The 22,286-nt window shown below is 62.6% G+C and carries 22 protein-coding genes; 9 read left to right on the plus strand and 13 right to left on the minus strand.

Annotated features, from left to right (window positions below; all coding sequences use genetic code 11):
- Nucleotides 1-165: 165 nt before the first annotated feature.
- On the plus strand, nt 166-1,836 hold the full coding sequence (locus J5I97_RS10925; RefSeq protein ID WP_208586502.1) for a glycoside hydrolase family 28 protein: 1,671 nt from the start codon (nt 166-168) through the stop codon (nt 1,834-1,836).
- Nucleotides 1,837-2,036: 200 nt separating this feature from the next.
- On the opposite strand, the gene J5I97_RS10930 is transcribed toward J5I97_RS10925, so the two are convergent.
- The 6 genes from J5I97_RS10930 to efp all read right to left on the minus strand — a co-directional run bounded on the left by J5I97_RS10930 (nt 2,037) and on the right by efp (nt 6,763).
- Nucleotides 2,037-2,726 carry a phytoene/squalene synthase family protein gene (locus J5I97_RS10930; protein ID WP_208586504.1) on the minus strand — a complete coding sequence of 230 codons (690 nt, stop codon included), beginning with the start codon at nt 2,724-2,726 and terminating at the stop codon, nt 2,037-2,039.
- 27 nt (nt 2,727-2,753) lie between these two features.
- The gene (locus tag J5I97_RS10935; RefSeq protein ID WP_208586506.1) at nt 2,754-3,479 is read right to left on the minus strand and encodes a phosphoglycolate phosphatase; all 726 of its coding nucleotides are present in this window, start codon (nt 3,477-3,479) and stop codon (nt 2,754-2,756) included.
- 55 nt (nt 3,480-3,534) lie between these two features.
- Nucleotides 3,535-4,254 (minus strand): bifunctional 2-polyprenyl-6-hydroxyphenol methylase/3-demethylubiquinol 3-O-methyltransferase UbiG, encoded by a 720-nt coding sequence (gene ubiG, locus J5I97_RS10940; protein WP_208586507.1) that lies wholly within the window; start codon nt 4,252-4,254, stop codon nt 3,535-3,537.
- 29 nt (nt 4,255-4,283) lie between these two features.
- Nucleotides 4,284-5,621: a TRZ/ATZ family hydrolase gene (locus J5I97_RS10945; protein WP_208586508.1), complete on the minus strand. Its 1,338-nt coding sequence runs from the start codon at nt 5,619-5,621 to the stop codon at nt 4,284-4,286.
- A gap of 70 nt (nt 5,622-5,691) precedes the next feature.
- The gene (locus J5I97_RS10950) at nt 5,692-6,036 is read right to left on the minus strand and encodes a hypothetical protein (protein WP_208586509.1); all 345 of its coding nucleotides are present in this window, start codon (nt 6,034-6,036) and stop codon (nt 5,692-5,694) included.
- 160 nt (nt 6,037-6,196) lie between these two features.
- A complete protein-coding gene (gene efp, locus J5I97_RS10955; protein ID WP_208586510.1) occupies nt 6,197-6,763 on the minus strand; it encodes an elongation factor P in 567 nt (188 codons plus the stop codon).
- Between the two features lie 103 nt (nt 6,764-6,866).
- Between efp and epmB the strand changes: the two genes are divergently transcribed.
- On the plus strand, nt 6,867-7,895 hold the full coding sequence (epmB, locus tag J5I97_RS10960; protein WP_208586511.1) for an EF-P beta-lysylation protein EpmB: 1,029 nt from the start codon (nt 6,867-6,869) through the stop codon (nt 7,893-7,895).
- Between the two features lie 200 nt (nt 7,896-8,095).
- Here epmB and J5I97_RS10965 read toward each other — a convergent pair whose 3' ends face one another.
- Nucleotides 8,096-8,863 carry an RNA methyltransferase gene (locus tag J5I97_RS10965; RefSeq protein WP_208586512.1) on the minus strand — a complete coding sequence of 256 codons (768 nt, stop codon included), beginning with the start codon at nt 8,861-8,863 and terminating at the stop codon, nt 8,096-8,098.
- Nucleotides 8,864-8,980: 117 nt separating this feature from the next.
- On the opposite strand from J5I97_RS10965, the gene J5I97_RS10970 reads away from it, so the two are divergent.
- The gene (locus J5I97_RS10970) at nt 8,981-9,814 is read left to right on the plus strand and encodes an inositol monophosphatase family protein (RefSeq protein ID WP_208586513.1); all 834 of its coding nucleotides are present in this window, start codon (nt 8,981-8,983) and stop codon (nt 9,812-9,814) included.
- 279 nt (nt 9,815-10,093) lie between these two features.
- On the opposite strand, the gene J5I97_RS10975 is transcribed toward J5I97_RS10970, so the two are convergent.
- Nucleotides 10,094-10,705 (minus strand): superoxide dismutase, encoded by a 612-nt coding sequence (locus tag J5I97_RS10975; RefSeq protein WP_208586515.1) that lies wholly within the window; start codon nt 10,703-10,705, stop codon nt 10,094-10,096.
- 257 nt (nt 10,706-10,962) lie between these two features.
- On the opposite strand from J5I97_RS10975, the gene J5I97_RS10980 reads away from it, so the two are divergent.
- Both J5I97_RS10980 and J5I97_RS10985 read left to right on the plus strand, forming a co-directional pair.
- The gene (locus J5I97_RS10980) at nt 10,963-11,403 is read left to right on the plus strand and encodes a ribonuclease domain-containing protein (protein ID WP_208586517.1); all 441 of its coding nucleotides are present in this window, start codon (nt 10,963-10,965) and stop codon (nt 11,401-11,403) included.
- On the plus strand, nt 11,400-11,825 hold the full coding sequence (locus tag J5I97_RS10985; protein WP_208586519.1) for a barstar family protein: 426 nt from the start codon (nt 11,400-11,402) through the stop codon (nt 11,823-11,825). The genes J5I97_RS10980 and J5I97_RS10985 overlap by 4 nt, the downstream gene beginning before the upstream one ends.
- A 195-nt stretch (nt 11,826-12,020) precedes the next feature.
- Here the strand turns inward: J5I97_RS10985 and J5I97_RS10990 are convergent, their stop codons facing one another.
- Nucleotides 12,021-13,913 carry an ATP-binding cassette domain-containing protein gene (locus J5I97_RS10990; RefSeq protein WP_208586521.1) on the minus strand — a complete coding sequence of 631 codons (1,893 nt, stop codon included), beginning with the start codon at nt 13,911-13,913 and terminating at the stop codon, nt 12,021-12,023.
- 115 nt (nt 13,914-14,028) lie between these two features.
- On the opposite strand from J5I97_RS10990, the gene dbpA reads away from it, so the two are divergent.
- A complete protein-coding gene (dbpA, locus tag J5I97_RS10995) occupies nt 14,029-15,405 on the plus strand; it encodes an ATP-dependent RNA helicase DbpA (RefSeq protein WP_208586522.1) in 1,377 nt (458 codons plus the stop codon).
- 105 nt (nt 15,406-15,510) lie between these two features.
- Here the strand turns inward: dbpA and J5I97_RS11000 are convergent, their stop codons facing one another.
- Together J5I97_RS11000 and J5I97_RS11005 are read right to left on the minus strand one after the other, a co-directional pair.
- Entirely contained in the window at nt 15,511-16,071 is a 561-nt protein-coding gene (locus J5I97_RS11000; RefSeq protein ID WP_208586523.1) for an adenine phosphoribosyltransferase, read from the minus strand.
- Nucleotides 16,072-16,165: 94 nt separating this feature from the next.
- The gene (locus tag J5I97_RS11005) at nt 16,166-17,722 is read right to left on the minus strand and encodes a protein adenylyltransferase SelO (protein ID WP_208586524.1); all 1,557 of its coding nucleotides are present in this window, start codon (nt 17,720-17,722) and stop codon (nt 16,166-16,168) included.
- Between the two features lie 300 nt (nt 17,723-18,022).
- Here J5I97_RS11005 and J5I97_RS11010 point away from each other — a divergent pair, with 300 nt between their 5' ends.
- Nucleotides 18,023-18,889: an alpha/beta hydrolase gene (locus J5I97_RS11010; protein WP_208586525.1), complete on the plus strand. Its 867-nt coding sequence runs from the start codon at nt 18,023-18,025 to the stop codon at nt 18,887-18,889.
- Between the two features lie 74 nt (nt 18,890-18,963).
- Here the strand turns inward: J5I97_RS11010 and J5I97_RS11015 are convergent, their stop codons facing one another.
- Both J5I97_RS11015 and J5I97_RS11020 read right to left on the minus strand, forming a co-directional pair.
- The gene (locus J5I97_RS11015) at nt 18,964-19,662 is read right to left on the minus strand and encodes a glutathione S-transferase (RefSeq protein ID WP_208586526.1); all 699 of its coding nucleotides are present in this window, start codon (nt 19,660-19,662) and stop codon (nt 18,964-18,966) included.
- Nucleotides 19,663-19,863: 201 nt separating this feature from the next.
- Nucleotides 19,864-20,085, minus strand: a complete 222-nt coding sequence (locus tag J5I97_RS11020; protein WP_208591705.1) for a cold-shock protein — start codon at nt 20,083-20,085, stop codon at nt 19,864-19,866.
- Between the two features lie 450 nt (nt 20,086-20,535).
- Between J5I97_RS11020 and J5I97_RS11025 the strand changes: the two genes are divergently transcribed.
- Together J5I97_RS11025 and J5I97_RS11030 are read left to right on the plus strand one after the other, a co-directional pair.
- Nucleotides 20,536-21,084, plus strand: coding sequence for a YaeQ family protein (locus tag J5I97_RS11025; protein WP_208586527.1), 549 nt, complete (start codon nt 20,536-20,538; stop codon nt 21,082-21,084).
- Nucleotides 21,081-22,262, plus strand: coding sequence for an NAD(P)/FAD-dependent oxidoreductase (locus J5I97_RS11030; protein WP_208586528.1), 1,182 nt, complete (start codon nt 21,081-21,083; stop codon nt 22,260-22,262). Before J5I97_RS11025 ends, J5I97_RS11030 begins: the two co-directional genes overlap by 4 nt.
- Nucleotides 22,263-22,286: the final 24 nt, after the last annotated feature.

Raw genomic sequence — 22,286 nt, forward strand, 5'->3', positions numbered from 1 at the left:
CGCGCCACGCTCGTGTCTCGCTATTGGCTGATTAACGCAGCAATGCCGAGACAGCGGGCGGGCGTGCAGCAGGTATTGGTTGCATCGCGCATTGCGACCCCGCTGTGTTGAGGCCGCTTGCTGATCTGGCGCGTTCGCCGTATTCCACCTGAGCACTTCCCCCCTATGCAGTCCCATTCGTTTATTTCAACAGTTGCACCGCTGACCCTGGCGTTGCTTAGCCTGACCACGTTTCAAGCCAGCGCTGCGCGGCCGCACGGGCAGGATGTCCCAGACACCGCGCACAGCATCTCCACTAGCTGGGGCGTTATCCAGCAGCCTGCGTTGCCGACACAGGTCTGCGCCACGCTCAAGGCCGCGCTGGTGCCGGTTGGAGGCTCGCTGGATGCGCTCGATCAGGATCCAAGCCAGTCCAAGCGCGACACTGCGCGTCTGCAGGCCGCGATCGACGACTGCCCCACCGGCAATGCAGTGCGTCTAGTCACCGGCGATGCCGGTCAATCCGGTTTGCTGAGCGGCCCGCTGACGCTCAAGAGCGGCGTCACACTGTGGATCGACCGCGACGTCACCTTGTTCGGTTCGCGCAATCCGCAGGATTACGACAATGGCCTGGGAACTTGCGGCACTGCCACAAGCGACAAAGCCAAATCGTGCAATCCACTGATCCATGTGGCCGACACCGCAAACAGTGCCATTGTCGGCGCAGGCAAGATCGATGGCCGCGGCGGTAGCACGCTTACCACCGGGCCGAATGCCGGCACCGCCAGCTGGTGGGATCTGGCCTATCTCAACGTCACCAAAGGCCTCAGCCAGCACGTGCCGCGACTGTTGCAGATCGACGACAGCACCAACTTCACCCTGTACGACATCACCCTGGAAAACTCGCCAAACTTCCATGTCATCAGCGACAACGTCGTCGGTCTGACTGCGTGGCGCATCAAGATTCTTGCACCCAGCCTGGTATATTCGCGCCCCGGCTATCGTTGCCCGGCAGGCAGCACACCCGACGTCAATCCACACGCGACCTGCTTTACTCCTGAGACGGCAAAAAACACCGATGGTTTCGATCCGGGCCAGTCGAAGAATGTGGTGTTGGCGTACTCGTACATCGGCACCGGCGATGACGCCGTGGCGGTTAAGGCGCATGCAAACAGCAAGCGCAGCATCGCCTCGGAAAACATGCTATTCGCCTACAACCAGTTTTATTACACGCATGGCTTTTCGCTTGGCAGCGAAACCGATTCAGGCATGCGCCACATCAGGGTGCGCGATTTGAGCATCGACGGCTTCAATGCTAGCGATGCCCACTCCGACCCCTATTCGGCCAACGGCCTGCGCATCAAATCCGATGGCACACGCGGCGGTGAGGTCTACGACATCAGCTTCGAAAACATCTGCATGCGTGGCGTTGCCAGGCCGCTGGTGTTCGATGCCAACTACGCCAATGCTGCAGTGCGCAGCAAACTTCCGAAGTTCAGCGCGATTGCGCTGACCAATGTGCACTCGCTCGGTTCCAAGGCATTTGGCGGAGGCGAGCTGAGCTTCTATGGTTACCGCGGTGCGAACTCCACATTGCCGATCACCATCTCGCTGGACAACGTGGTGCTGGAAGGTGGCCCGGTCTCGTTCGCGCAGCCGCATTTTGGCGGGCCGGCCAGCAATCCAGGCGCCACGCACTTTACCTTCAAAGGCGGCCCGGTGAGCTTTTACGACCACCTGACAGAGTCGGTAGGCAACGATGTGCAACTGCAGGGCAAACCCGGGCCGGGCGCGCCGTTGCAATGCAATGACGCCTTCATTTCCTACCACTCGGTGCTGACCGATTCGCCGATCTGAGATTGCGCAATGCAATGAGGCGATACGTCGATTGCTGTGATCAAGCGGTCGCAGCAATCGGCATGTTGAAGGATCGACAACAGGTAGTGGGAGCGCTCAGCTGCGCGCATGACGCAGAGAAGTCGTTGCTCGCAAGGCACACGCGCCCCCAAAACCGGCCGAACGCGCCGGGAGGCGACGCGCTCGTTTGACGATAGCGCCTAGTCCGCGCCGCTGGCCGCACGCCAGCTATGCCACAGCTGTTGCACCGGCGGTGGATACGTTGCTTTACCGCTGAGTTCGCGCTGCAAGCGCAGCCGCGCCAACCGCGACCACATCCGGTGCGGCCGCGCCAACGCAGGTTTGCGCGGCCAGGCGCGCAGCAACTGCATGCGCCATGCGACCGTCGTGACGCTACCGGGCGCGGCGCTCTCGCCGGCCACGCGCTGGCGGGCGTCCAGCCACTGCACCGCAACCGCCGTGGCGTCGCCGGGCTGCATGCGCGCAAACATCACCGCTTCCACTGCAACCACAGCGTCGGTAAACGCGCTCAATGCATCAAAGGCATGCTGCAGCGATTCCGGCTGCATGCGTGCGGCCTGCATTGCCGGCAAGGTGTCGGCTAATTGCGCCCACGACGCACGCACTGGTTCAAGCACGCGCCCCAACGGATGGCGCGAGCGCTGACTCGACCAATCGCGCAATTCCTGCTGCCACCACGCCAGCTTGGCATCGGCCGGCAACGAGTCGCCGGCGATGTTCATTATGTCCTCCCATTCCTGCAGCAATGCGAACCAGGCGGCGGCCGGGCGTCGCTGCGATTCGGGAACGAAAGGCTCGGCAATCGACCATTCCGGCCAGCGGGTTCGCCACTTGTCGAGAAAACTGTCGAGGGCGCTGGATTGGCTCATGGCGGGTCCAGAAAAATACGAAATAAATCAGCTGCGCGACCATGCTGCGGGGTCCCACAGTGCCTGCGGTTGTTCGACCAGCACGTCGGCGTGCCAGCGTGACGGCTCATCGTCGTACAGGCGGTAACCCCACAACACCGCCACCGATGGCATCGCCGCCGCGCGTGCTGCAAGAATGTCGCGCTCGTCATCGCCAACGTAGACGCAGTGCCCGGGCGCAACACCGATGCGTTGGGCAGCCGCCAGTAACGGCAGTGGATGCGGCTTACACTCGGGCAAGGTGTCGCCGCCGATCAACACCGTGCAACGCTGTTCCCAGCCTAGCTGCCGCAGGATCAGCCGCGCCAGATATTCTGGCTTGTTGGTGACAATGCCCCACACACAACCGGCACGCTCCAAACGTAGCAGCAGTTCCTCGACACCATCGAACAAGGACGACTGCGTGCCGATCAAGGCTTCATAACAACGCAGAAATTCCGGCACCAACGCGTCACGTGCGTCCGCATCGAGTTCGGCAAACGCCACCGCCAGCATCGCGCGCGCGCCCTTCGATACCACCGAGCGCAACTGCGCCAATGCAAGCAACGCACGCCCACGCACATCCAGCATCGCGTTGACGGTGGCGAGCATATCCGGCGCACTGTCCAGCAAGGTGCCGTCCAGATCGAACAGCACCGCCCGCGGGAAATTCACAGCCGCCCCGCCACTCGACGCTTGCGTGCCGCCATGCGGAAGTCGGGGTTCGGTGCACATCAAGCACGCGCTCGCTGTTGCCAATCTCGCATCCCCACTGCCCGATCCCTACTCGTCACGGCTTGACCGCACAGGCCAAATAATTCACCTCAGTCCGCGACGACAGGCGCGCGCGGTTGCGCCACGGCTCGTACAGCATGCCGCTGACGTCTTCGAGCCGCAGCTCGGCCCTGCGCAACCACGCCGCAAGCTCTGCCGGTTTGATGAAATCCTTGTAGTGATGCGTGCCCTTGGGCAGCAAGCGCGCGATGTATTCGGCGCCGACCACGGCCAGCGCGAATGCAGCCGGGGTGCGATTGAGCGTGGACAGGAACAGCTTCCCGCCCGGCTTGAGCAGGCTGGCACAGGCACCGATGATCGCAATCGGGTCCGGCACGTGCTCGAGCATCTCCATACAGGTCACCGCATCGAAACTGCCCGGCTGTTCGATGGCCAGGTCTTCCACCGACTGCACGCGATAGTCCACCTGCACACCCGATTCCAGGCAGTGCAGGCGTGCGACCTTGACCAGTTCCGGTGCCAGATCGATCGCGGTGACCTGCGCGCCTACACGCGCCATCGACTCGCTGAGTAAACCCCCGCCGCAGCCGACGTCAAGCACCCGCGCACCAGCCAATTGCAACCGCGCGGACACGTAGTCCAGACGCACCGGATTGAGCGCATGCAGCGGTTTCTGCGGGCCGTCGGCATCCCACCAGCGATTGGCCAGCGCGGCAAATTTGTCCAGCTCGCTCTGGCGGAAGTTACTGGAAGTCGATTGGGTAGGCGGATTCATATAGGGCTCCGTAGTTCGATGACGCGCGATCAGGCGCGGACGGCGCGGATACGCTCGCGCCACTGCCGCGCATTGGCGACCAGGGCAGCGGTGTCCATGTCGACCAGCTTGCGTTGCACCAGCTTGGGCTTGCCGGCAATCCAGACATCGGTGACCTGATGGCGACCGGCCGAATAGATCAGTTGCGACAACACATGATGCAGCGGCTGGGTCTCCAATGCGGACAGATCCACGCAAACCAGATCGGCCTGCTTGCCGATTTCGATCGACCCGATCTTGTCGCCGAAGCCCAACGCGCGCGCACCGCCCAACGTGGCCGCACGCAAGGTGGTGGCCGCATCTAGCGCGGTCGCATCGTTGGCCACAGCCTTGGCCAGAATCGCAGCAGTGCGGTTCTCGCTGAACATGTCCAGGTCGTTGTTGCTGGCGCAGCCGTCGGTGCCGATCGCCAGATTCACGCCGGCACGTTGAAGCGCGCAAGCCGGGCAAAAACCGGACGCCAGCTTGAGGTTGGATTCGGGGCAATGCACCACGCTGACGCCGCGCTCGGCGCACAGATGGATTTCTGCATCGGTAAGCTGGGTCATGTGCACCGCGATCAGGCGGTCGTTGACCAGACCCAGCCGATCCAGTCGCGCCAGTGGGCGCTGCCCGTATTGCTTGACCGAATCGGCCACTTCCTGCGCTGTCTCGTGCGTGTGCAAATGCACCGGGATGTCGAGCTGGTCGGCCAGGATGCGCACACGTTCGAAGTTGGCATCGTTCACGGTGTAAGGCGCATGCGGCGCGAACGCGGTGCTGATCAGCGGATCGTCGCGCCATTGATCATGCAGCTCGCCGGCACGTGCGAAGTATTCGTCGTCCGACGATGCCCACGCGGTGGGGAAATCGATGATCACCGCACCAACCAGCGCACGGAAACCATGCTGCTTGTAAACGGCCGCCTGCACATCGGCGAAGAAGTAGTTTTCGTTGACGCAGGTGGTACCGCCGCGCAGCATTTCAGCGATCGCAAGCGTAGTGCCGTCGGCCACGAACTCAGGCCCGATCACCGCCGCTTCCACCGGCCAGATGTGCTGCTGCAACCACACCATCAGCGGCAAATCGTCGGCAATGCCGCGCAACAGCGTCATCGGGTTGTGCGTATGCGCATTGACCAGACCAGGCATCAAGGCGGCATCCGGACGCGAGACCGTCTGCTTCGGCGCAAACCGTACGCGCGCTTGGGCAATTGGCAGGATCGCGACGATGACGCCCTTGCTGACCGCAACGGCGTGGTCTTCGAGCACCACTGCATGCGGCTCGATCGGCACCACGTAGCCGGCCTCGATCAACAGGTCGCACGTTTCGGTTGGGACATTGGTCATGAGCGATTCCATTGGGGATTAATTGCCGAACGACCACGAGCCGTCGGAGCCTGCAACAGGCGCGTAGCGTTTACCGTTGCATGCACCACCTGCCGCGCGCGGCGTGTTTGCTCGGCCGTAGAATCCGCTCCTGGGTCCATGGGCGATCGTGACGCTGTTCGCGCTCAGCACGATGGACAGCGCCGGCGCCAGCATAATCTGCGGCGGACAGGCTCCACTTGGCGTGCTCGCTGACCACCCTGCCTGTTGCAGTGCTGCACACGTCGTTTTTCAGCAGCTGCCACTGGCTGAGGTTGCGCTGGAGCAACGGACGCAAGTTGCGGCCCTCGCGCACCAACAGCGTCAACGCATCGTTACTGTCGTCTTCCGGACAACTGGACCCACGCGCCACGCCATCCACCGGCGCAACATTCACGCCGCCACCGAATACATCGGCAGCCGCGACCGCTGCGATGCTTGGTGCATCGCACGCAGCGGTGGTTGATCGTGCAAACGTCGGCAGCGCACTGCACAGCACCAACAGGACACTGGCACTGCGTAACGCTTTCTGCTGCCGGTGTCCCGAGTGCATCGTCTTACTTGACGCGTGCCGAGTATTCGCCCGAGCGGGTGTCGACCTTGATAATTTCGTCCTGGTTGACGAACAGCGGCACACGCACCACCGCGCCGGTTTCCAGCGTGGCCGGCTTGCCGCCGCCGCCGGACGTATCGCCGCGCACGCCCGGATCGGTCTCGGTGATCTTCAGTTCGACGAAATTCGGCGGCTGCACCCAGATTGGCGCGCCATTCCATAGCGTCACGATGCAGTCTTCTTCGCCCTTCAGCCACTTGTCCGCGCCGCCCATACCGGCCTTGTCGGTCTGCACCTGCTCGAAGGTTTCCGGGTCCATGAAGTGCCAGTACTCGCCATCGCTGTACAGGTAGCGCATGTCGGTGTCGACCACGTCGGCCACTTCCACGTCGTCGGTCGCCTTCATGGTCATTTCGACCACCCGACCGGACTTGATGAAGCGGTACTTGATGCGGGTGAAGGCCTGGCCCTTGCCCGGCTTGACGTATTCGGTCTCGGTGATGACCGCCGGCTCGTTATTGACCAGGATCTTCATGCCGTTCTTGACGTCGTTCATGCCAACAGTGGCCATGGTGCAGCTCCTCGATAAGACCACGACCTGCCACAGACCTGGCAGGTCGGATTAGAATGGGGGCGCCTGCCGCAACCGGCGGGCATTGGTTTTGTGACCGCACATGATAACCGCAGCCCCCCTCGCCTTACAGCCATCCCCGCCCCCCGCCCTGCAGCAGCCACGCTGGCAGCAGCAGTGGCGCGATGCCGTGCGCGACCCGCGCGAGCTGCTGGAGCTGCTCGGCCTGGACGCACTGGCGGCCGGCATTAGCGACGCCGCCGCTGCCCAGTTCCCGCTGCGGGTGCCGCGTGCGTTTGTAGCGCGCATGCGCCGCGGCGACCGCAACGACCCACTGCTGCGCCAGGTGCTGCCGCTGGACGATGAAATGCGGCCGGTGCCCGGCTTCGGCCTGGATGCGGTAGGCGATAGCGCCGCCAAAACCGCCGCCGGCGTCATCCAGAAATACCGCGGACGCGCCCTGCTGATCGCCACCGGCAGCTGCGCGGTGCACTGCCGCTACTGCTTCCGCCGCCATTTTCCCTATGCCGAGGAAACCGCCGCGCGCGACGGCTGGCACGAGGCGGTCGCTATGATCGCCGCCGACCCTGGCATCGACGAAGTCCTGTTGTCAGGTGGCGACCCGCTATCGCTGGCTACGCCCAAGCTGGCCGAACTCACCGATGCGCTGGCCGCCATCCCCCACCTAAAGCGCCTGCGCATCCATAGCCGGGTGCCGATCGTACTGCCCGAGCGCGTCGATGCGCGGCTGCTGGCCTGGTTACGCGCCCTGCCATGGCCGGTAGCCTTCGTGGTCCACGCCAACCACGCCAACGAATTCGATGCCGAGGTGGACGCCGCCATGCACGCCCTGCGCCAGGCCGGCGCGCAGTTGCTCAATCAGGCCGTGCTGCTGCGCGGCGTCAACGACAACGTAGATGCGCTGGCAGCACTGAGCGAACGCAGCTTCGCTGCCGGGGTGCTGCCCTACTACCTGCATCAACTCGACCGAGTCGCTGGGGTGGCGCATTTCGAAGTGGGCGATGCGCATGCGCGTGCCTTGCACACCGAACTGTCCACACGCCTGTCCGGTTATCTGGTGCCGCGCCTGGTACGCGAAATCCCTGGCGACACGGGCAAGCGGTCGCTGTAACGCCGCCTGTCACACGCGCTGTCGGCACGCGCCTGCATGCCGCCCCACCAATCTGGACACGCGTTCGATATAGGCAAGCGCGCATGCCGTCCAGGGAGCGCGCTTTGGTGCAATCTCGCATTAGTCGTGGCCCCTGTACGAGGCCCAAGAACGTTTTAGAGCCGCAGACAGCCTGGCCGAATTCTTGGATGTGACAGACGTCAGTTTCCGCTTCGCTTGGCGAGCATGGCCATGCGCTGCGCATCGGACAGGATGCCGCGAATCAGACGCACCTCCTGCTCGGTCATTTCGGCACGTAGCAACAGCCGGCGCAACTTGCGCATCGCAGACTCCGGCGCACGGCCTTTGTGGAAATCGATATCGTCCAGGGTCTCGCCCCACTGGCCGAACATGCCTTCCAGTTGCGCATGACTGGCAGGACCGTCGCGCAGGCCAGCGCTGGTCGCTGCTGGCGCAGACTCGGCCTCGCCTGCAGCCAATTGCGCCAGCCGCACTTCGTATGCCAACACCTGCACCGCCGCCGCCAGATTAAGCGAACTGAACTTTGGGTCGGAAGGGATATGCACTGCCGCATGGCACAGCTGCAGCTCGTCATTGGTCAGTCCGGTGCGCTCGCGACCGAATACCAATGCCACTTCGGCCGGCTCGCCCGCTTTCGCCAAGGCGCGCTGCGCACCTTCGTCCGGCAGCAACTCTTCCAATGCCACCCGGCGCGCGCGCGCAGTGCAACCGATCACCAACGTGCAATCTGCCACCGCTTCGGCCAAGGTGGCGAAGATCGGCGCATCGCCAAGTACGTCTTCGGCGCCAGCGGAGCGTCGGAAGGCGTCTTCGTCGAGTGCGCGCTCGGGCGCGACCAACACCAATCGCGAAACACCCATCGTTTTCATCGCGCGCGCGGCAGCGCCGATGTTGCCTGGATGCTGGGTACCGACAAGAACAAAACGGATGCGCTGACTAACGGACATGAATGAAGAGTGGGAAGCTGTGCGGTCGTAGATGGTAAACTGCGTGACTGGCTTTCGCGCCGTGCCGCTCTTTCACCTTCGCCATTGTCCAACTCTGCCTTCACGGGAGCTTTAACCATGCAGAAACCCGCCGTCACCGTCATGGTCAAAGCAGCCCGCCTCGCCGGCAATGTGCTGTTACGCGGTATCAACAAGCTCGACGCACTCAATGTGGTGGAGAAAGGCCGCATGGACTACGCCAGCGATGTCGATGCCGATGCCGAGAAGGTCATCATCAAGGAACTCAAGCGCGGTTACCCCGAGTACGCCGTGTTCGGCGAAGAAGGCGGCGTGCAGGGCGGCAAGAGTGGTCGCTACACCTGGGTTATCGATCCGTTGGACGGCACCAGCAATTATCTGCGTGGCTTCCCGCATTACTGCGTGTCGATCGCGCTGGTGGAAAACGGGGAGCCCACCGACGCGGTGATCTTCGACCCGCTGCGCAACGAGCTGTTCACTGCTAGTCGCGGCGCCGGCGCAGTGCTCAACGACCGCCGCATCCGCATCGCCGAGCGCAAAGATCTGGAAGGCGCAATGGTCCACACCGGCTTCCCGCCGCGCGAGCGCGCACGTGCCAGCGCGCAGTTGAAGTGTGTCGATGCGCTGCTGGTGCAGGCTGAAGACGTGCGTCGCACCGGTTCGGCTGCGCTGGACCTGGCCTATGTGGCATGTGGCCGCGCCGATGCCTATTTCGAAGCCGGCGTCAAAGCCTGGGATATCGCTGCCGGTGTCTTGCTGGTGCGCGAGGCCGGTGGCCGCGTCTGCGACTACAAGGGCGCCACCCCACCGCGCATGGACAACATGGGGCCGGAAACGCAGCAGATCGTGGCCGGCAACATCAAGATCACCGACGCGCTGCAAAAGGTCATCGCCAACACCGGCTACGCCCGCGAGTTCGACGCCAAGTTCTGATCGCGCCCTGCGTGAGCATAGCTACTGTCTCCCTCTCAGTAAGCAAGCGCTCTTTGTGGGTCAAACGCAGTGCTCGATTTGAGCGCGCCGTCGGTCAGGTGAAAAGGCCATCACCGCGCCGACATCGGCAACGCGTTCCGCCTGGCCTCATTCGGCGGGCAGCACAGCAGCGCTGGTATTGCCTCGCGACCGAGGCCGCTCTTGCACAGCAGACCAAACAAATAAAGAAGGCCGAGATCGCGCTCCCGGCCTTCTTGCGTTACAGCGTCACTACAAAACTCAAGCGATTGCAGCGTGATAGCGGCGCTCGACCTCGTCCCAATTGACAACGTTGTAGAACGCGCCGATGTACTCCGGACGACGGTTCTGATACTGCAGGTAGTAGGCATGTTCCCACACGTCCAGGCCCAGGATCGGGGTGTTGCCTTCGAACAGCGGGCTGTCCTGATTGGCGGTGCTTTCCACCACCAGCTTCTTGTCCGGAGTCACGCTCAACCAGGCCCAGCCCGAGCCGAAACGCGTGAGGGCAGCCTTGGTAAAGGTCTCCTTGAACTTCTCGAAACCACCGATGTCCTTGTCGATCGCCTTGGCGACTTCACCCTTGGGCTCGCCACCACCGTTGGGCGCAAGCACGGTCCAGAACAGCGAGTGATTGGCGTGACCGCCGCCGTTGTTGCGCACCGGACCCTGCAGGTTTTCCGGCAGGCTCTTCAGCTTGGATACCAGCTCTTCGATCGGCAGGTCCGCGTACTCGGTCCCTTCCAGCGCCGCGTTGACGTTGGTGATGTAAGTCTGGTGATGCTTGGTGTGATGGATTTCCATCGTCTGCGCATCGATGTTCGGCTCCAACGCGTCATAGGCGTAGGGCAACTGCGGAAGGGTGTAGGCCATGCGTGTCTCCTGGACTTTGCCGCCCGGCAAAGACCGGGCGTTGCGGGGGTAGATGGTAAGGACGGCGGCGGCGCTTACCAAGGGTATTGGCAGGGAAATTTCATTCCATCGCATGCCGTGACGTGTTCGCTGCACACCTTGCGCTATGCCCCAGTTACTTGAGCGTGAACCGTGACTGCGTCCTGCCGCGTTCAAAGTCCACACAGTCGCGCATCGGCATACTTGCTCTGCCGCACACATTCTTTCGGATCGTCTTCATGCGCAAGCCCCCTCTGCTGATCATTGCGATCGTGCTGCTCGTCGCCGGCTTAGGCGGCATGCGCGCGATGCAAACGCCCAAGCCACAGTTCGCGCCACAACTCGACGCGCCGATCGCTGCGATAACGCCGGCACATCAGGTTCCGCGTTTGCCGGCGTTTTTGCCCATCGAAGCGATGGCCACGATCGTGTTGATCCAGCGCGGCGGTCCGTTTCCGCATCCGCAGGACGGCAGCTTATTCGGCAATCGCGAGCATCGCCTACCCGAGCGCCCGCGCGGCTATTACCGCGAATACACCGTCGACACGCCTGGCAGCCTCGATCGCGGCGCACGCCGTATCGTCACCGGCGGCGCCCCACCCGCCGCCTGGTACTACAGCGACGATCACTACGCGAGCTTTAAATCCTTCGAAGGCCCGACCCCGGATCAAGCACCATGAACATGGGCGACTTCGCGTTGGATCTGTCCGATCCGCAGCAATCCGGGCTGTATCAGGCCGACACACATGATCTGAACATCATGGCGGCGCTGGCCCGCGATGCCGGCTTGCGCATCTTGCGTGTGGATCTTGCCACCTGCAGTGACAAACGCATGTTGCTGATGCGTCTGGCGACGCAACTGGATTTTCCCGCCAGCTTCGGTCGCAACTGGGATGCACTGAGCGATGCCCTGCGCGACCTGGCGTGGCTGCCATCACCGCACGGCTATGCGCTATTGATCGACGGTGCCCAAGAGTTGGCAAGCAATGCGCCGAACGACTGCAACACCTTGCTGGATATTCTCGATGAGGTAGCCAATGCCTGGGCGGCGCGCGGACTGATCTTCGCTGCGTTCGTGGCGCCGGCCAGCGCCTGCAATTGATGGCGGCTACTGAAAGAAATCGTCGGATCAACCGGTAGGCGCCGCGCTGCGGAACGTCGGCGCCTACCAGCGCGTATCGGGCGCTTCTTCCCATCAGCCGCACATCTGTCAGTGGCAGCCGCATCGCAATCGCGTTGCGTGTGGGCCATCCCACATACCGAAGCACCGGCACGCAATCGCGCGCCGGCCAACCCATCAACTATCCAATGCGCTCCAGCGCGCGTATGCCGCATCCAGCTGCTTTTGCGCATCGCCCAACGCTGCAGCGTGGGCGGCCATCGCCGTACTGTCGCGCTGATAAAACGCCGGATCGTTCATGGCCTCAGTCAACGCGGCGACCTGCTGCTCAAGGGTTTCGATCAATGCCGGCAACTGCTCCAGCTCGCGCGCGTCCTTGTAGCTGAGTTTGCGCTTCGGCGCGGTCTCCACAGCTGCTGCGCCCGCAACAGGTGGGGGCGAAACTGCAGTGGCCGACGCCTTGGCGACCGCCATCGCATTGCTCGCTGGCGTACGCCGCTGACGCAGCGAATCGCTATAACCGCCAATGTAGTCGCCGACCAGGCCCTCGCCTTCCATCACCAGCGTGGAGGTCACCACGTTGTCGAGGAAGTCACGATCATGGCTGACCAACAACAAAGTGCCGGTGTATTCGCCGAGCAATTCTTCCAGCAGCTCCAGCGTCTCAACGTCCAGATCGTTGGTCGGTTCGTCCATCACCAGCAGGTTGGACGGCTGTGCGAACAAACGCGCCAACAGCAGGCGATTGCGCTCGCCGCCGGACAGGCGCGTGATCGGCGCGCGTGCGCGCTCCGGGGTGAACAGAAAGTCCTGCAGATACGCATGCACATGCTTGCGCTTGCCGTTGATCTCGATGAAATCGCGGCCTTCGGCCACGTTCTCGATCGCACTCCAATCCTCGCGTAACGTGGAACGATACTGGTCGAAGTACGCGATCTGCAGATTGGTGCCGATGCGGATCTCGCCCTGCTGCGCCTGCAGATCGCCCAGCAACAGCTTGAGCAAGGTGGTCTTGCCGCTGCCGTTTGGGCCAATCAAGCCGATGCGATCGCCGCGCTGGATGATGGTCGAGAAATCCTTGACCATCGTGCGCGCTCCGAACGCGAAGCCGACTTCCTTGGCCTCGATCACCTTCTTGCCGGACGACTCGCCCTGCGAGACTTCCATGTGCACGTTGCCGGTCAGATCGCGGCGCTGCACACGTTCGTTGCGCATCGATTCCAGACGCCGCACCCGCCCCTCGTCGCGGGTACGCCGCGCCTTGATGCCTTGGCGGATCCAGATTTCTTCCTGCGCCAGCAGCTTGTCCAAGCGCGCATTTTCCTGTGCCTGCGCGTTGAGCCGCTCTTCGCGGCGACGCTCGTAATTGGCCCAGTCGCCCGGCCAGCTGGTGACCTGACCGCGATCGATTTCGACGATGCGGGTGGCCAACGCGCGCAGGAAGCGCCGGTCATGGGTAACGAACAAGACGCTGCCGTTCCAGCTCTTCAGGAACGATTCCAACCAGTCGATCGCTTCGATATCCAGATGGTTGGTCGGCTCGTCCAGCAATAGCACATCCGGAGAGGACACCAGCGAGCGCGCCAGCAGCACGCGACGCTTCATGCCGCCCGATAGCCGCGCGAAGTCCGCATCGCCATCGAGTTCCAGCTTGGTCAGCGTCTCGCTGACGCGTTGATCCAGCGCCCAGCCTTCTGCCGCATCGATCTTGGCCTGTACCTTGCCGAATGCATCGGCATCGAACACCTCGGCATGGCTGAGTTGATGAAACTCGGCCAGCCAATGACCAAGCTCGCCCAGGCCATCGGCTACCACGTCGAACACGCTGCCAGCGGTGCCCTGCGGCACCTCCTGCTCCAGCCGTGCGATGCGCACGCCCTGTTGCACGCGCACTTCACCGTCGTCGGGCTTGAGCTGGCCAGCGATCAGCTTCATCAAGGTCGATTTGCCGGCACCGTTGCGGCCGATGAGGGCGATACGCTCGCCCGGCTCGATCGCGAGATCGGTTTTTTCCAGCAACAAGGGGCCGCCGACGCTGTAGTCGACGCTTTGCAGAGTGATTAAAGGCATTGCCCGATTGTACGGGAATTGGGCAATCGTGAATCGGGAATGGAAACGGCCGCCCCCTTGGTCTTTAGCTTTCGCGGTTCCCGATTCCCTACTTGCGATTCCGCTAAAATGCGCCATGAACGAATTCTCCGCGCTGCCGCTGTCGCCGGCCCTGGGCCCCGGCATCGACGCCCTTGGCTACACCGTCCTTACTCCTATCCAGGCGCAGAGCCTGCCGCCGATCCTGCAAGGGCTAGACGTCATCGCCCAGGCGCCCACCGGCAGCGGCAAGACCGCCGCCTTCGGGCTGGGCCTGCTGCAAAGGCTCGATCCAGCGCTAACCCGCGCGCAGGCACTGGTGCTGTGCCCTACCCGCGAATTGGCCGATCAGGTCGGCAAGCAGTTGCGCAAGCTGGCCACCGGCATTCCCAACATGAAGTTGGTGGTGCTCACAGGCGGCATGCCGCTGGGCCCGCAACTGGCATCGCTGGAAGCGCACGACCCGCAAGTAGTGGTCGGCACGCCCGGGCGCATCCAGGAGCTAGCCCGCAAGCGCGCGCTGCATCTGGGCGGCGTGCGTACCCTGGTGCTGGACGAAGCCGACCGCATGCTCGACATGGGCTTCGAAGAGCCGATCCGCGAGATCGCCAGCCGCTGCGACAAACATCGCCAGAGCCTGCTGTTTTCGGCCACATTCCCGGACATCATCCGCACGCTCGCGCGCGAGATATTGAAGGATCCGATCGAAATCACCGTCGAAGGCGCCGACAACGCGCCGGAAATCGATCAGCAATTCTTCGAGGTCGACCCAACCTATCGGCAGAAAGCCGTTGCCGGCCTGCTGCTGCGCTTCAATCCCGAATCCAGCGTGGTGTTCTGCAATACCCGCAAGGAAGTGGACGAAGTGGCTGGTTCGCTGCAGGAGTTCGGCTTCTCCGCGCTCGCCCTGCATGGCGATATGGAACAGCGCGATCGCGACGAAGTGCTGGTGCGCTTCGTCAACCGCAGCTGCAACGTGCTGGTGGCCAGCGATGTGGCCGCACGCGGGCTGGACGTGGAAGACCTCTCGGCGGTGGTCAATTACGAATTGCCCACCGACACCGAAACCTACCGTCATCGCATTGGCCGCACCGCGCGCGCCGGCAAGCGCGGGTTGGCGCTCAGTCTGGTGGCCTCGCGCGAGACTGGGCGCGCGCAGGCACTGGAGGCCGAACAAGGCCTGCCGTTGAACTGGTCGCGTGCTCCATTGGCAACTGCCCGCCCTGCACAACTACCGCAGGCAGCGATGACCACCTTGCGCATCGACGGCGGCAAGACCGACAAGCTGCGCGCCGGCGACATCCTAGGCGCATTGACCGGCGAAGCCGGACTCTCGGGTGCGGCGATCGGCAAGATCGCGATCTACCCCACTCGTTCCTACGTCGCTATCGCGCGCGTGCATGTGGACAAGGCGCTGGGGCATCTGCATACAGGCAAGATCAAGGGACGCCGGTTCCGGGTCAACAAACTCTAGATAGCGACGCGGCCGGTGCAATGCCGGCTGCCGGTTATTCGCTGATGCTCATCACGCGATGGATGCGCTCACTGGGCGCATCGAAGTGTCGGCAAGATGTCCGGATCAGCAAGACAGCGTCGCCAGCAGCGGCACGTCGTTGGCCCACTTCTCACGGCCCTGCAGCGCCTGCAACTCGACCAGTACCGCGGCGCCAACGATTTCCAGCTCCAGCTGTGCAGCCAGGCCCAAGGCCGCGCGCAAGGTACCGCCGGTCGCCAGCACGTCGTCGACGATCAGCACGCGGGCACCGTGCGGTAGCGCGTCTTCGTGCATTTCGATGCGGTCGGTGCCGTATTCCAACTCATACTCCTGGATCAACGTCCGCCCGGGCAGCTTGCCCGGCTTACGCACCGGCACAAAACCGGTGCGCAGTTCGCGCGCCAGGGCCGCACCCAGAATGAAACCACGTGCTTCGATGCCCAGCACAGCATCCAGCGGCGTGGTGCGCCAGGGCTGGGCCATTTCGTCCAGCGCCGAGGCGAAGTCCGGGCCGTCGGAAAGCAGCGGGGTGATGTCCTTGAAGACGATGCCCGGCTTGGGAAAATCGGCGATGTCGCGGATCCGGTCCGACCAATGGTTGGTTCCGGAAGAGTTGGTGCCGGCACAGCGGCTGCAGTCAGTCATGGTGGCGGTGGCATCAGGGCCGGCGGGGACCGCCCTATTCTAGGCTGCGCGGACTGGCGAGGCCGCGTTTACGACATACGTGCATCTGAGCGCGTCAGGAACTGCAAGACAGCATTGAGCAGCCGGCACGATCGCGCGCCCAGTCAGGCCGACGTGCAGCAAACGCCTCGCAGCCTGGCTGGTCGTCGTATGGGTATTGCATGACCTCGAGCAACTCCTGCACCCCCGACGGATCGCCCTGTTCGGCACGATCGATCGCCTGCTGCGCCAGATAATTGCGCAGCACGTAGCGCGGGTTGGCCAGGCGCATGCGCGAGCGCCGCTGGTCTGGCGACAAAGTATCTTGCAGCAGCCGCGCAGCGTAGCGATGCAGCCATTGCTGCAACTGCGGCGCATCTGCAATGCGCTTGTTTTCGTCATAGAACGCATCGCGCAGTTGCGTAGGGTCCGGATGTTCGGGCGACAGGTCGATCAGGCCACGGAATGTCAGCGTCATGTCCATCTCGGCCTCGCGCATCAGCGCGCGCAACGCATCGATCAACTTCAGATCCTCATCGCGGCATTCGGCCAGACCCAGCTTAGCGGCGGTATTGCGTCGGTCACAGGCCAGGTAGGTATCGCCAAACCGATCCAGCGCCTGCCGCAGCGGCGCCTGGTCGGAAAACAGCGGCGCCAGCGCCTGCGCCAGCCGGCCAAGGTTCCAGTACGCCACTTGTGGCTGGGTGCCGAAGCGATAGCGGCGGCCTTGCGCATCGGTGGTGTTCGGAGTCCAGTCGGGATCGTAATCATCGAGCCAGCCGTAGGGGCCGTAATCGATGGTCAATCCCAGGATCGACATGTTGTCGGTATTCATCACACCATGTACGAACCCCACCCGCATCCAGTGCGCCACCATCACCGCAGTGCGCTCGCAGACCTGCGCAAACCATGCCGCGTAGAGCGCCTGGCCGGCGCCTTGCAGTTCGGGGAAATCGCGCGCGATGGTGAAATCCACCCATTGCCGTAGCAGTGCGATATCGCCGCGCGCACTGGGCAATTCGAAATTGCCGAAGCGGATGAACGACGGCGCCACCCGGCACACGATCGCGCCGCGCTCGTGCTGCGGCCGGCCGTCATAGAACATATCGCGCACCACTGCATCACCAGTCGTCACCAGACTCAACGCACGCGTGGTCGGCACGCCTAGATGATGCATGGCCTCGCTGCACAGGAATTCGCGGATCGATGAGCGCAACACGGCACGACCATCGGCACCGCGCGAGTACGGCGTAGGGCCGGCGCCCTTGAGCTGCAATTCGTAGCGGCCACCGTCGACGCCTAGCACTTCGCCCAACGAGATCGCCCGCCCGTCGCCGAGCTGCCCCGCCCAATGCCCGAATTGGTGCCCGCCGTAGTTGACCGCCCAGGGCTGCATGCCCGGATACAGCGCATTGCCACCGAATACCTCGGCAAACTGGACGCTGGCAATCTCGGTTTCGTCCAGCCCAAGTCGCTGGGTCACTTCAGCCGAATATGCGATCACACGCGGCGCGGCCACCGGCGTCGGCAACACTGCCGACCAGGCAGCGCTCACTTCGCGACGGCGTGCGCCTCGTTCCGGATCGCCAGGTAGTTGCTGGCGCAGGCGATTGTCGAATTGCATCTTTATCATAGCTACAAGCCTAGGATGTGTGCTGTATTTCAAGGTGATTACGAAGACGACGGCCAGGTCCCTACGCAATCGCCCAATGCATCAACAGCGCAGACGCCGCGGATAATGGCCGACGAATCACACAGCGCACATGACGCACGCCGCAAAGGCCATCCGCCCAGCCCGCTTACGCCTCACGGCAGGTGAATTCAATGCTTCGTGTCTCTATCGCAATCGTCGCTATCTCAAGAGTCCGCCCTTATTTTCATGTCAGAAAATTGAGGAGAACTCGATATTGCCGCCACCCTAACGATCCCGTATATGCCTCTCTGCCCTTCCGACTGGTTCCGCTTCACACTGTTGTTGATGGGCTCGCTTACCATGACTGCCTGCAGCAGCGCATTCTTTAACGGCATCAACGCCGCGTCTAGCCGCGCCGGAGTCATCGAACGCCCAAACCAGGTTTTCGACTCTTCTCACGGTCTTTCATTGGATGTGTACCAACCGCGGGGGGCCAGCGATGCGCCAATAGTGGTCTTCTTCTATGGCGGCACATGGAAACGTGGCAAGCGCAGCAATTATCGCTGGGTAGGACGTTCGCTGGCGCGCCAGGGCATCGTCGCGATCGTTGCCGACTACCGCAAATATCCACAGGTCGGCCTACAAGGCTTCATGTCCGATGTCGCTGGCGCTACCGCATGGGCATACCGCCATGGATACGACTATGGCGGAGATCCGAAGCAACTTGCGGTGATGGGTCACTCGGCAGGCGCGCATCTTGCTGTGTTGCTGGGCACCGATAGCCATTGGCTAAACGAACAAGGGATGACACCACGCGAGCTTTGCGGCGTCGTGGGCCTGGCTGGTCCGTATACATTCCTACCATTGACCGACCCAGAGCTTATGGAGATATTCAGCGACACAGCCGCCGCTGCCGATCCCATCAGCCATGTAGACGGCGACGAGCCTCCGATGCTGCTGCTCCACGGTGCAGACGACAAGGTCGTGGCGCCCCAGAACAGTATTGCGCTGCAAGCAGCCCTACAGCGCGCGGACGGCACAGGGCTACTCAAACTTTATCCCCACGTGGGCCACATACGACTTGTTCTTTCGCTGCGAAAGCCGATGGCCCATTCGCCGGTTTTGCACGATACCGTGCAGTTCCTTCGGCAATGTCGCGCGCACTGACTAGCTGTGCAAGCCTGACGGGACGCCCTCGACAGTGACATGGTCGGCCTCCGGGCTGATGCGGCAGTTGATCGTCAGTCAGCAAGCCTGCTTCCCATCAGCTCGAACGGACCACCCTTCTTCAGCGCAGCCCGGTAGGCGGGACGCGCTTGGATTCGCTCAAGAAACACCTGCAAACGCGGATATTTCTCCAGCCGACCGCCACGCGCCGCGGCAGCCTGCACCGGAAAGCTCATCTGAATGTCGGCGGCGGTAAAGCGTTCGCCGGCGAACCATTCGCGCGCCTGCAGCGACTGCTCCATCCACTCCAGATGCAGTTTGAGCTGGGGGTCAACAAAGCCCGACATCGCCTTGTCGACGATCGCACGCGCGATGGGTTTGGCGAAGAACGGCATCGGCGCACTGCGAATGCTCCCCAAGATCAACGTCATCAGCAACGGCAACATTGCCGAGCCTTCGGCGTAGTGCATCCAGTAGCGAAACTGCAAACGCTCAGGCGACTCCAGCGGACGCGGCGATGGCGACAGCGCGCATTCGGTGTCGTAGCGTTCGGTCAGGTATTCCAGGATCGCGCCGGATTCGGCCACGGTCAGATCGCCATCGACAATCACCGGCGATTTTCCGAGCGGATGAATCGCGCGCAGCGCCGGCGGCGCTAGCATGGTCTTTGGGTCGCGTACATGACGTACGATCTGGTATGGCAGCGCTAGTTCCTCCAGCAGCCATAGCACGCGCTGGGAACGGGAGTTGTTGAGATGGTGGACAGTGATCATGAGAAAGCTGCACGCAGAAAACGAACATCCTACCCATCCACGCGTCGTTACCGCGCTCACTTCGCCCGGATGCCGCGACGTGTGTGACGCGGATCGAATCTGGCATTTCATCCCATGTCTCTCGCCCCGAACTACGCCCAATAAAAAACGCCGGTCACTTGCGCGACCGGCGTTTTAGGCAACCTGACGGTTGCAGACGGATTAAGCTACCACCTGCACCTGATCAGCCTGCATGCCCTTCTGGCCCTGCACGGCGATGAAGGTGACCTTCTGGCCTTCCTGCAGCGACTTGAAGCCGGTGCCCTGGATGGCACGGAAATGCACGAACAGATCCGGGCTTTGATCATTCGGGGTAATAAAACCGAAGCCCTTGGCATCATTGAACCACTTCACGACACCGCTCTGACGACTTTCATCTGACATTTTTACTAACTCCTGAACTATTGATTGATAAATCGCAGCGTCCGAAAAGCCGGAGCTGAGACTGAGTTGCAGGCGTTGGTAAAGCGGAACGATGAAGCGAGATCTGTAACGATCCGGCTGCATCAGGCCACGATTCACGGTGACCCTTGCAAACACAGTGCATGTACTGTACTCGTGTTTGCAGCAAAAAGCGACACTTGGCGTCAAATTTTTACTGTCATGCCAAATCCGATGACTTGTCAGGCTCCTTCCCAGTCACAACTCATCGGTGAATACGCCATAGAGCAAACACGATCACAGGTCTGGAGCGACGCCGATGCTTGTCCTTTAGTGCTCCGCGACATTGCTGTTCCGCGCAGCTGCGCGCACCGACATCGCGGTGACCCTGGTCGCCAACCACTATCATGGAGCGGGCGCGTATCATGAGCGCCCTTTGCAATCGGCATACTGATGGCTCTTACCGCCACCGTCCGCAGGGCGGAACTTCAGATCAGCGACATGGACCGCGGCTACTACGCCAACCATTCGCTAACCCTGGCCCAACACCCTTCCGAAACCGACGAGCGCCTGATGGTGCGGCTGCTGGCGTTTGCGCTGTTTGCCGACGACCGCCTGGAATTCGGCCGTGGCCTCAGCAACGACGACGAGCCAGACCTGTGGCGGCGCGACTACACCGGCGATCCGGATCTGTGGATCGACCTCGGCCAGCCAGATGAAAGCCGCGTGCGCAAGGCCTGTAACCGTTCACGCGAGGCAGTGGTCATCGGCTACGGCGGCCAAGCCACCGAAACTTGGTGGAAGAAACACGCCAATGCATTCGGCAGGCATCGTAATCTGCGCGTCATCGAGCTCGAATCGCAGGCCACCGAAGCATTGGGCGCATTAATCCAGCGCGGCATGCGCTTGGACGTGATCATCCAGGATGGCGAAGTTCAGATGCTGGCCGACCACGGCAGCGTCACCCTGACCCCGATGGTGCGGCAAGCGCCTGCTGAATGAGCACGCGTTGCGACGTGCTGGTCATCGGTGCCGGCGCTGCGGGCCTGATGAGCGCCTTCACTGCCGGCCGGCGCGGTCGTCAGGTGTTGGCGATCGACCACGCCAACAGGGTCGGCAAGAAGATCCTGATGTCCGGTGGCGGACGCTGCAACTTCACCAATACCGGCACCACGCCGGGCAATTTCATTTCGGCCAATCGCCACTTCTGCAAATCCGCTCTGGCGCGCTACAGCCCGGCGGATTTCGTGCAGATGGTCGAGCGCCACGGCATTGCCTATCACGAGAAAGAACTGGGCCAGCTGTTTTGCGATGTCTCGTCCAAGCAGATCGTGCGCATGCTGCTGGATGAGTGCGAGACGGCCGGCGTGGAGATTCGCACCCAATGCGAGGTGCAGTCGGTGCGGCGCGACAGCGACGGCTTCAACGTCGAGACCAGCCAGGGTCGCGTGCAGACGCAGTCGCTGATCGTTGCCACCGGTGGGCTTTCGATTCCCAGCATGGGCGCCAGCGACTTCGGTTACACGCTGGCCAAGCAATTGGGCCATGACCTGCTGCCGACGCGTGCCGGGCTGGTGCCGCTCACCCTGAGCGGCAAGCATCAGGAACGCTTCCGTGAGCTGGCCGGACTGGCGTTGCCCGTCGAGGCGCAGTGCAACGGAGTCAGCTTCCGAAACTTCATGCTACTTACCCACCGTGGCGTCAGTGGCCCGGCGATCCTGCAGATCTCGTCCTATTGGCAGCCGGGCGATGACCTGCGCCTGGACCTGCTGCCGGGGCACGATGCCGGGGCCTGGTTGCGCGAGCAAAAGCAGCAACGTGGCGCTACCGAGCTGCGCAATGTACTGGCCGAAGTGTTGCCGCGGCGGTTTGCACAGCGGCTGTGCGATGTATGGCTGCCGGATAAGCCAGTGCGTCAGCTGGATCCACCGCAATTGCAAAGCGCTGCCGACCTGCTCGGCGGCTTCCCGCTGATCGCCAGCGGAACCGAGGGCTACCGTACCGCTGAAGTAACGCTGGGCGGGATCGATGCCCATCAGGTCTCAAGTGCGACCATGGAGTCGCGCCTGGTAGCCGGTCTGTATTTCGTCGGCGAAGTGCTGGATGTCACCGGGTGGCTGGGGGGTTACAACTTTCAGTGGGCATGGGCATCCGGTCACGCGGCCGGGAGCGTAGCCTAAGGGGAGCCCGTCCCTAAAGCGTGG

This window comes from Xanthomonas fragariae (assembly GCF_017603965.1).
GTDB lineage: Bacteria > Pseudomonadota > Gammaproteobacteria > Xanthomonadales > Xanthomonadaceae > Xanthomonas > Xanthomonas fragariae_A.

What these genes read in the sequence shown, in the direction of transcription:
- J5I97_RS10925 (WP_208586502.1), top strand. Translation starts at nt 166, where the DNA reads ATGCAGTCCCATTCGTTTATTTCAACAGTTGCACCGCTGACCCTGGCG.
- J5I97_RS10930 (WP_208586504.1), bottom strand. Translation starts at nt 2,726, where the DNA reads ATGAGCCAATCCAGCGCCCTCGACAGTTTTCTCGACAAGTGGCGAACC.
- J5I97_RS10935 (WP_208586506.1), bottom strand. Translation starts at nt 3,479, where the DNA reads ATGTGCACCGAACCCCGACTTCCGCATGGCGGCACGCAAGCGTCGAGT.
- ubiG (WP_208586507.1), bottom strand. Translation starts at nt 4,254, where the DNA reads ATGAATCCGCCTACCCAATCGACTTCCAGTAACTTCCGCCAGAGCGAG.
- J5I97_RS10945 (WP_208586508.1), bottom strand. Translation starts at nt 5,621, where the DNA reads ATGACCAATGTCCCAACCGAAACGTGCGACCTGTTGATCGAGGCCGGC.
- efp (WP_208586510.1), bottom strand. Translation starts at nt 6,763, where the DNA reads ATGGCCACTGTTGGCATGAACGACGTCAAGAACGGCATGAAGATCCTG.
- epmB (WP_208586511.1), top strand. Translation starts at nt 6,867, where the DNA reads ATGATAACCGCAGCCCCCCTCGCCTTACAGCCATCCCCGCCCCCCGCC.
- J5I97_RS10965 (WP_208586512.1), bottom strand. Translation starts at nt 8,863, where the DNA reads ATGTCCGTTAGTCAGCGCATCCGTTTTGTTCTTGTCGGTACCCAGCAT.
- J5I97_RS10970 (WP_208586513.1), top strand. Translation starts at nt 8,981, where the DNA reads ATGCAGAAACCCGCCGTCACCGTCATGGTCAAAGCAGCCCGCCTCGCC.
- J5I97_RS10975 (WP_208586515.1), bottom strand. Translation starts at nt 10,705, where the DNA reads ATGGCCTACACCCTTCCGCAGTTGCCCTACGCCTATGACGCGTTGGAG.
- J5I97_RS10980 (WP_208586517.1), top strand. Translation starts at nt 10,963, where the DNA reads ATGCGCAAGCCCCCTCTGCTGATCATTGCGATCGTGCTGCTCGTCGCC.
- J5I97_RS10985 (WP_208586519.1), top strand. Translation starts at nt 11,400, where the DNA reads ATGAACATGGGCGACTTCGCGTTGGATCTGTCCGATCCGCAGCAATCC.
- J5I97_RS10990 (WP_208586521.1), bottom strand. Translation starts at nt 13,913, where the DNA reads ATGCCTTTAATCACTCTGCAAAGCGTCGACTACAGCGTCGGCGGCCCC.
- dbpA (WP_208586522.1), top strand. Translation starts at nt 14,029, where the DNA reads ATGAACGAATTCTCCGCGCTGCCGCTGTCGCCGGCCCTGGGCCCCGGC.
- J5I97_RS11000 (WP_208586523.1), bottom strand. Translation starts at nt 16,071, where the DNA reads ATGACTGACTGCAGCCGCTGTGCCGGCACCAACTCTTCCGGAACCAAC.
- J5I97_RS11005 (WP_208586524.1), bottom strand. Translation starts at nt 17,722, where the DNA reads ATGATAAAGATGCAATTCGACAATCGCCTGCGCCAGCAACTACCTGGC.
- J5I97_RS11010 (WP_208586525.1), top strand. Translation starts at nt 18,023, where the DNA reads ATGCCTCTCTGCCCTTCCGACTGGTTCCGCTTCACACTGTTGTTGATG.
- J5I97_RS11015 (WP_208586526.1), bottom strand. Translation starts at nt 19,662, where the DNA reads ATGATCACTGTCCACCATCTCAACAACTCCCGTTCCCAGCGCGTGCTA.
- J5I97_RS11020 (WP_208591705.1), bottom strand. Translation starts at nt 20,085, where the DNA reads ATGTCAGATGAAAGTCGTCAGAGCGGTGTCGTGAAGTGGTTCAATGAT.
- J5I97_RS11025 (WP_208586527.1), top strand. Translation starts at nt 20,536, where the DNA reads ATGGCTCTTACCGCCACCGTCCGCAGGGCGGAACTTCAGATCAGCGAC.
- J5I97_RS11030 (WP_208586528.1), top strand. Translation starts at nt 21,081, where the DNA reads ATGAGCACGCGTTGCGACGTGCTGGTCATCGGTGCCGGCGCTGCGGGC.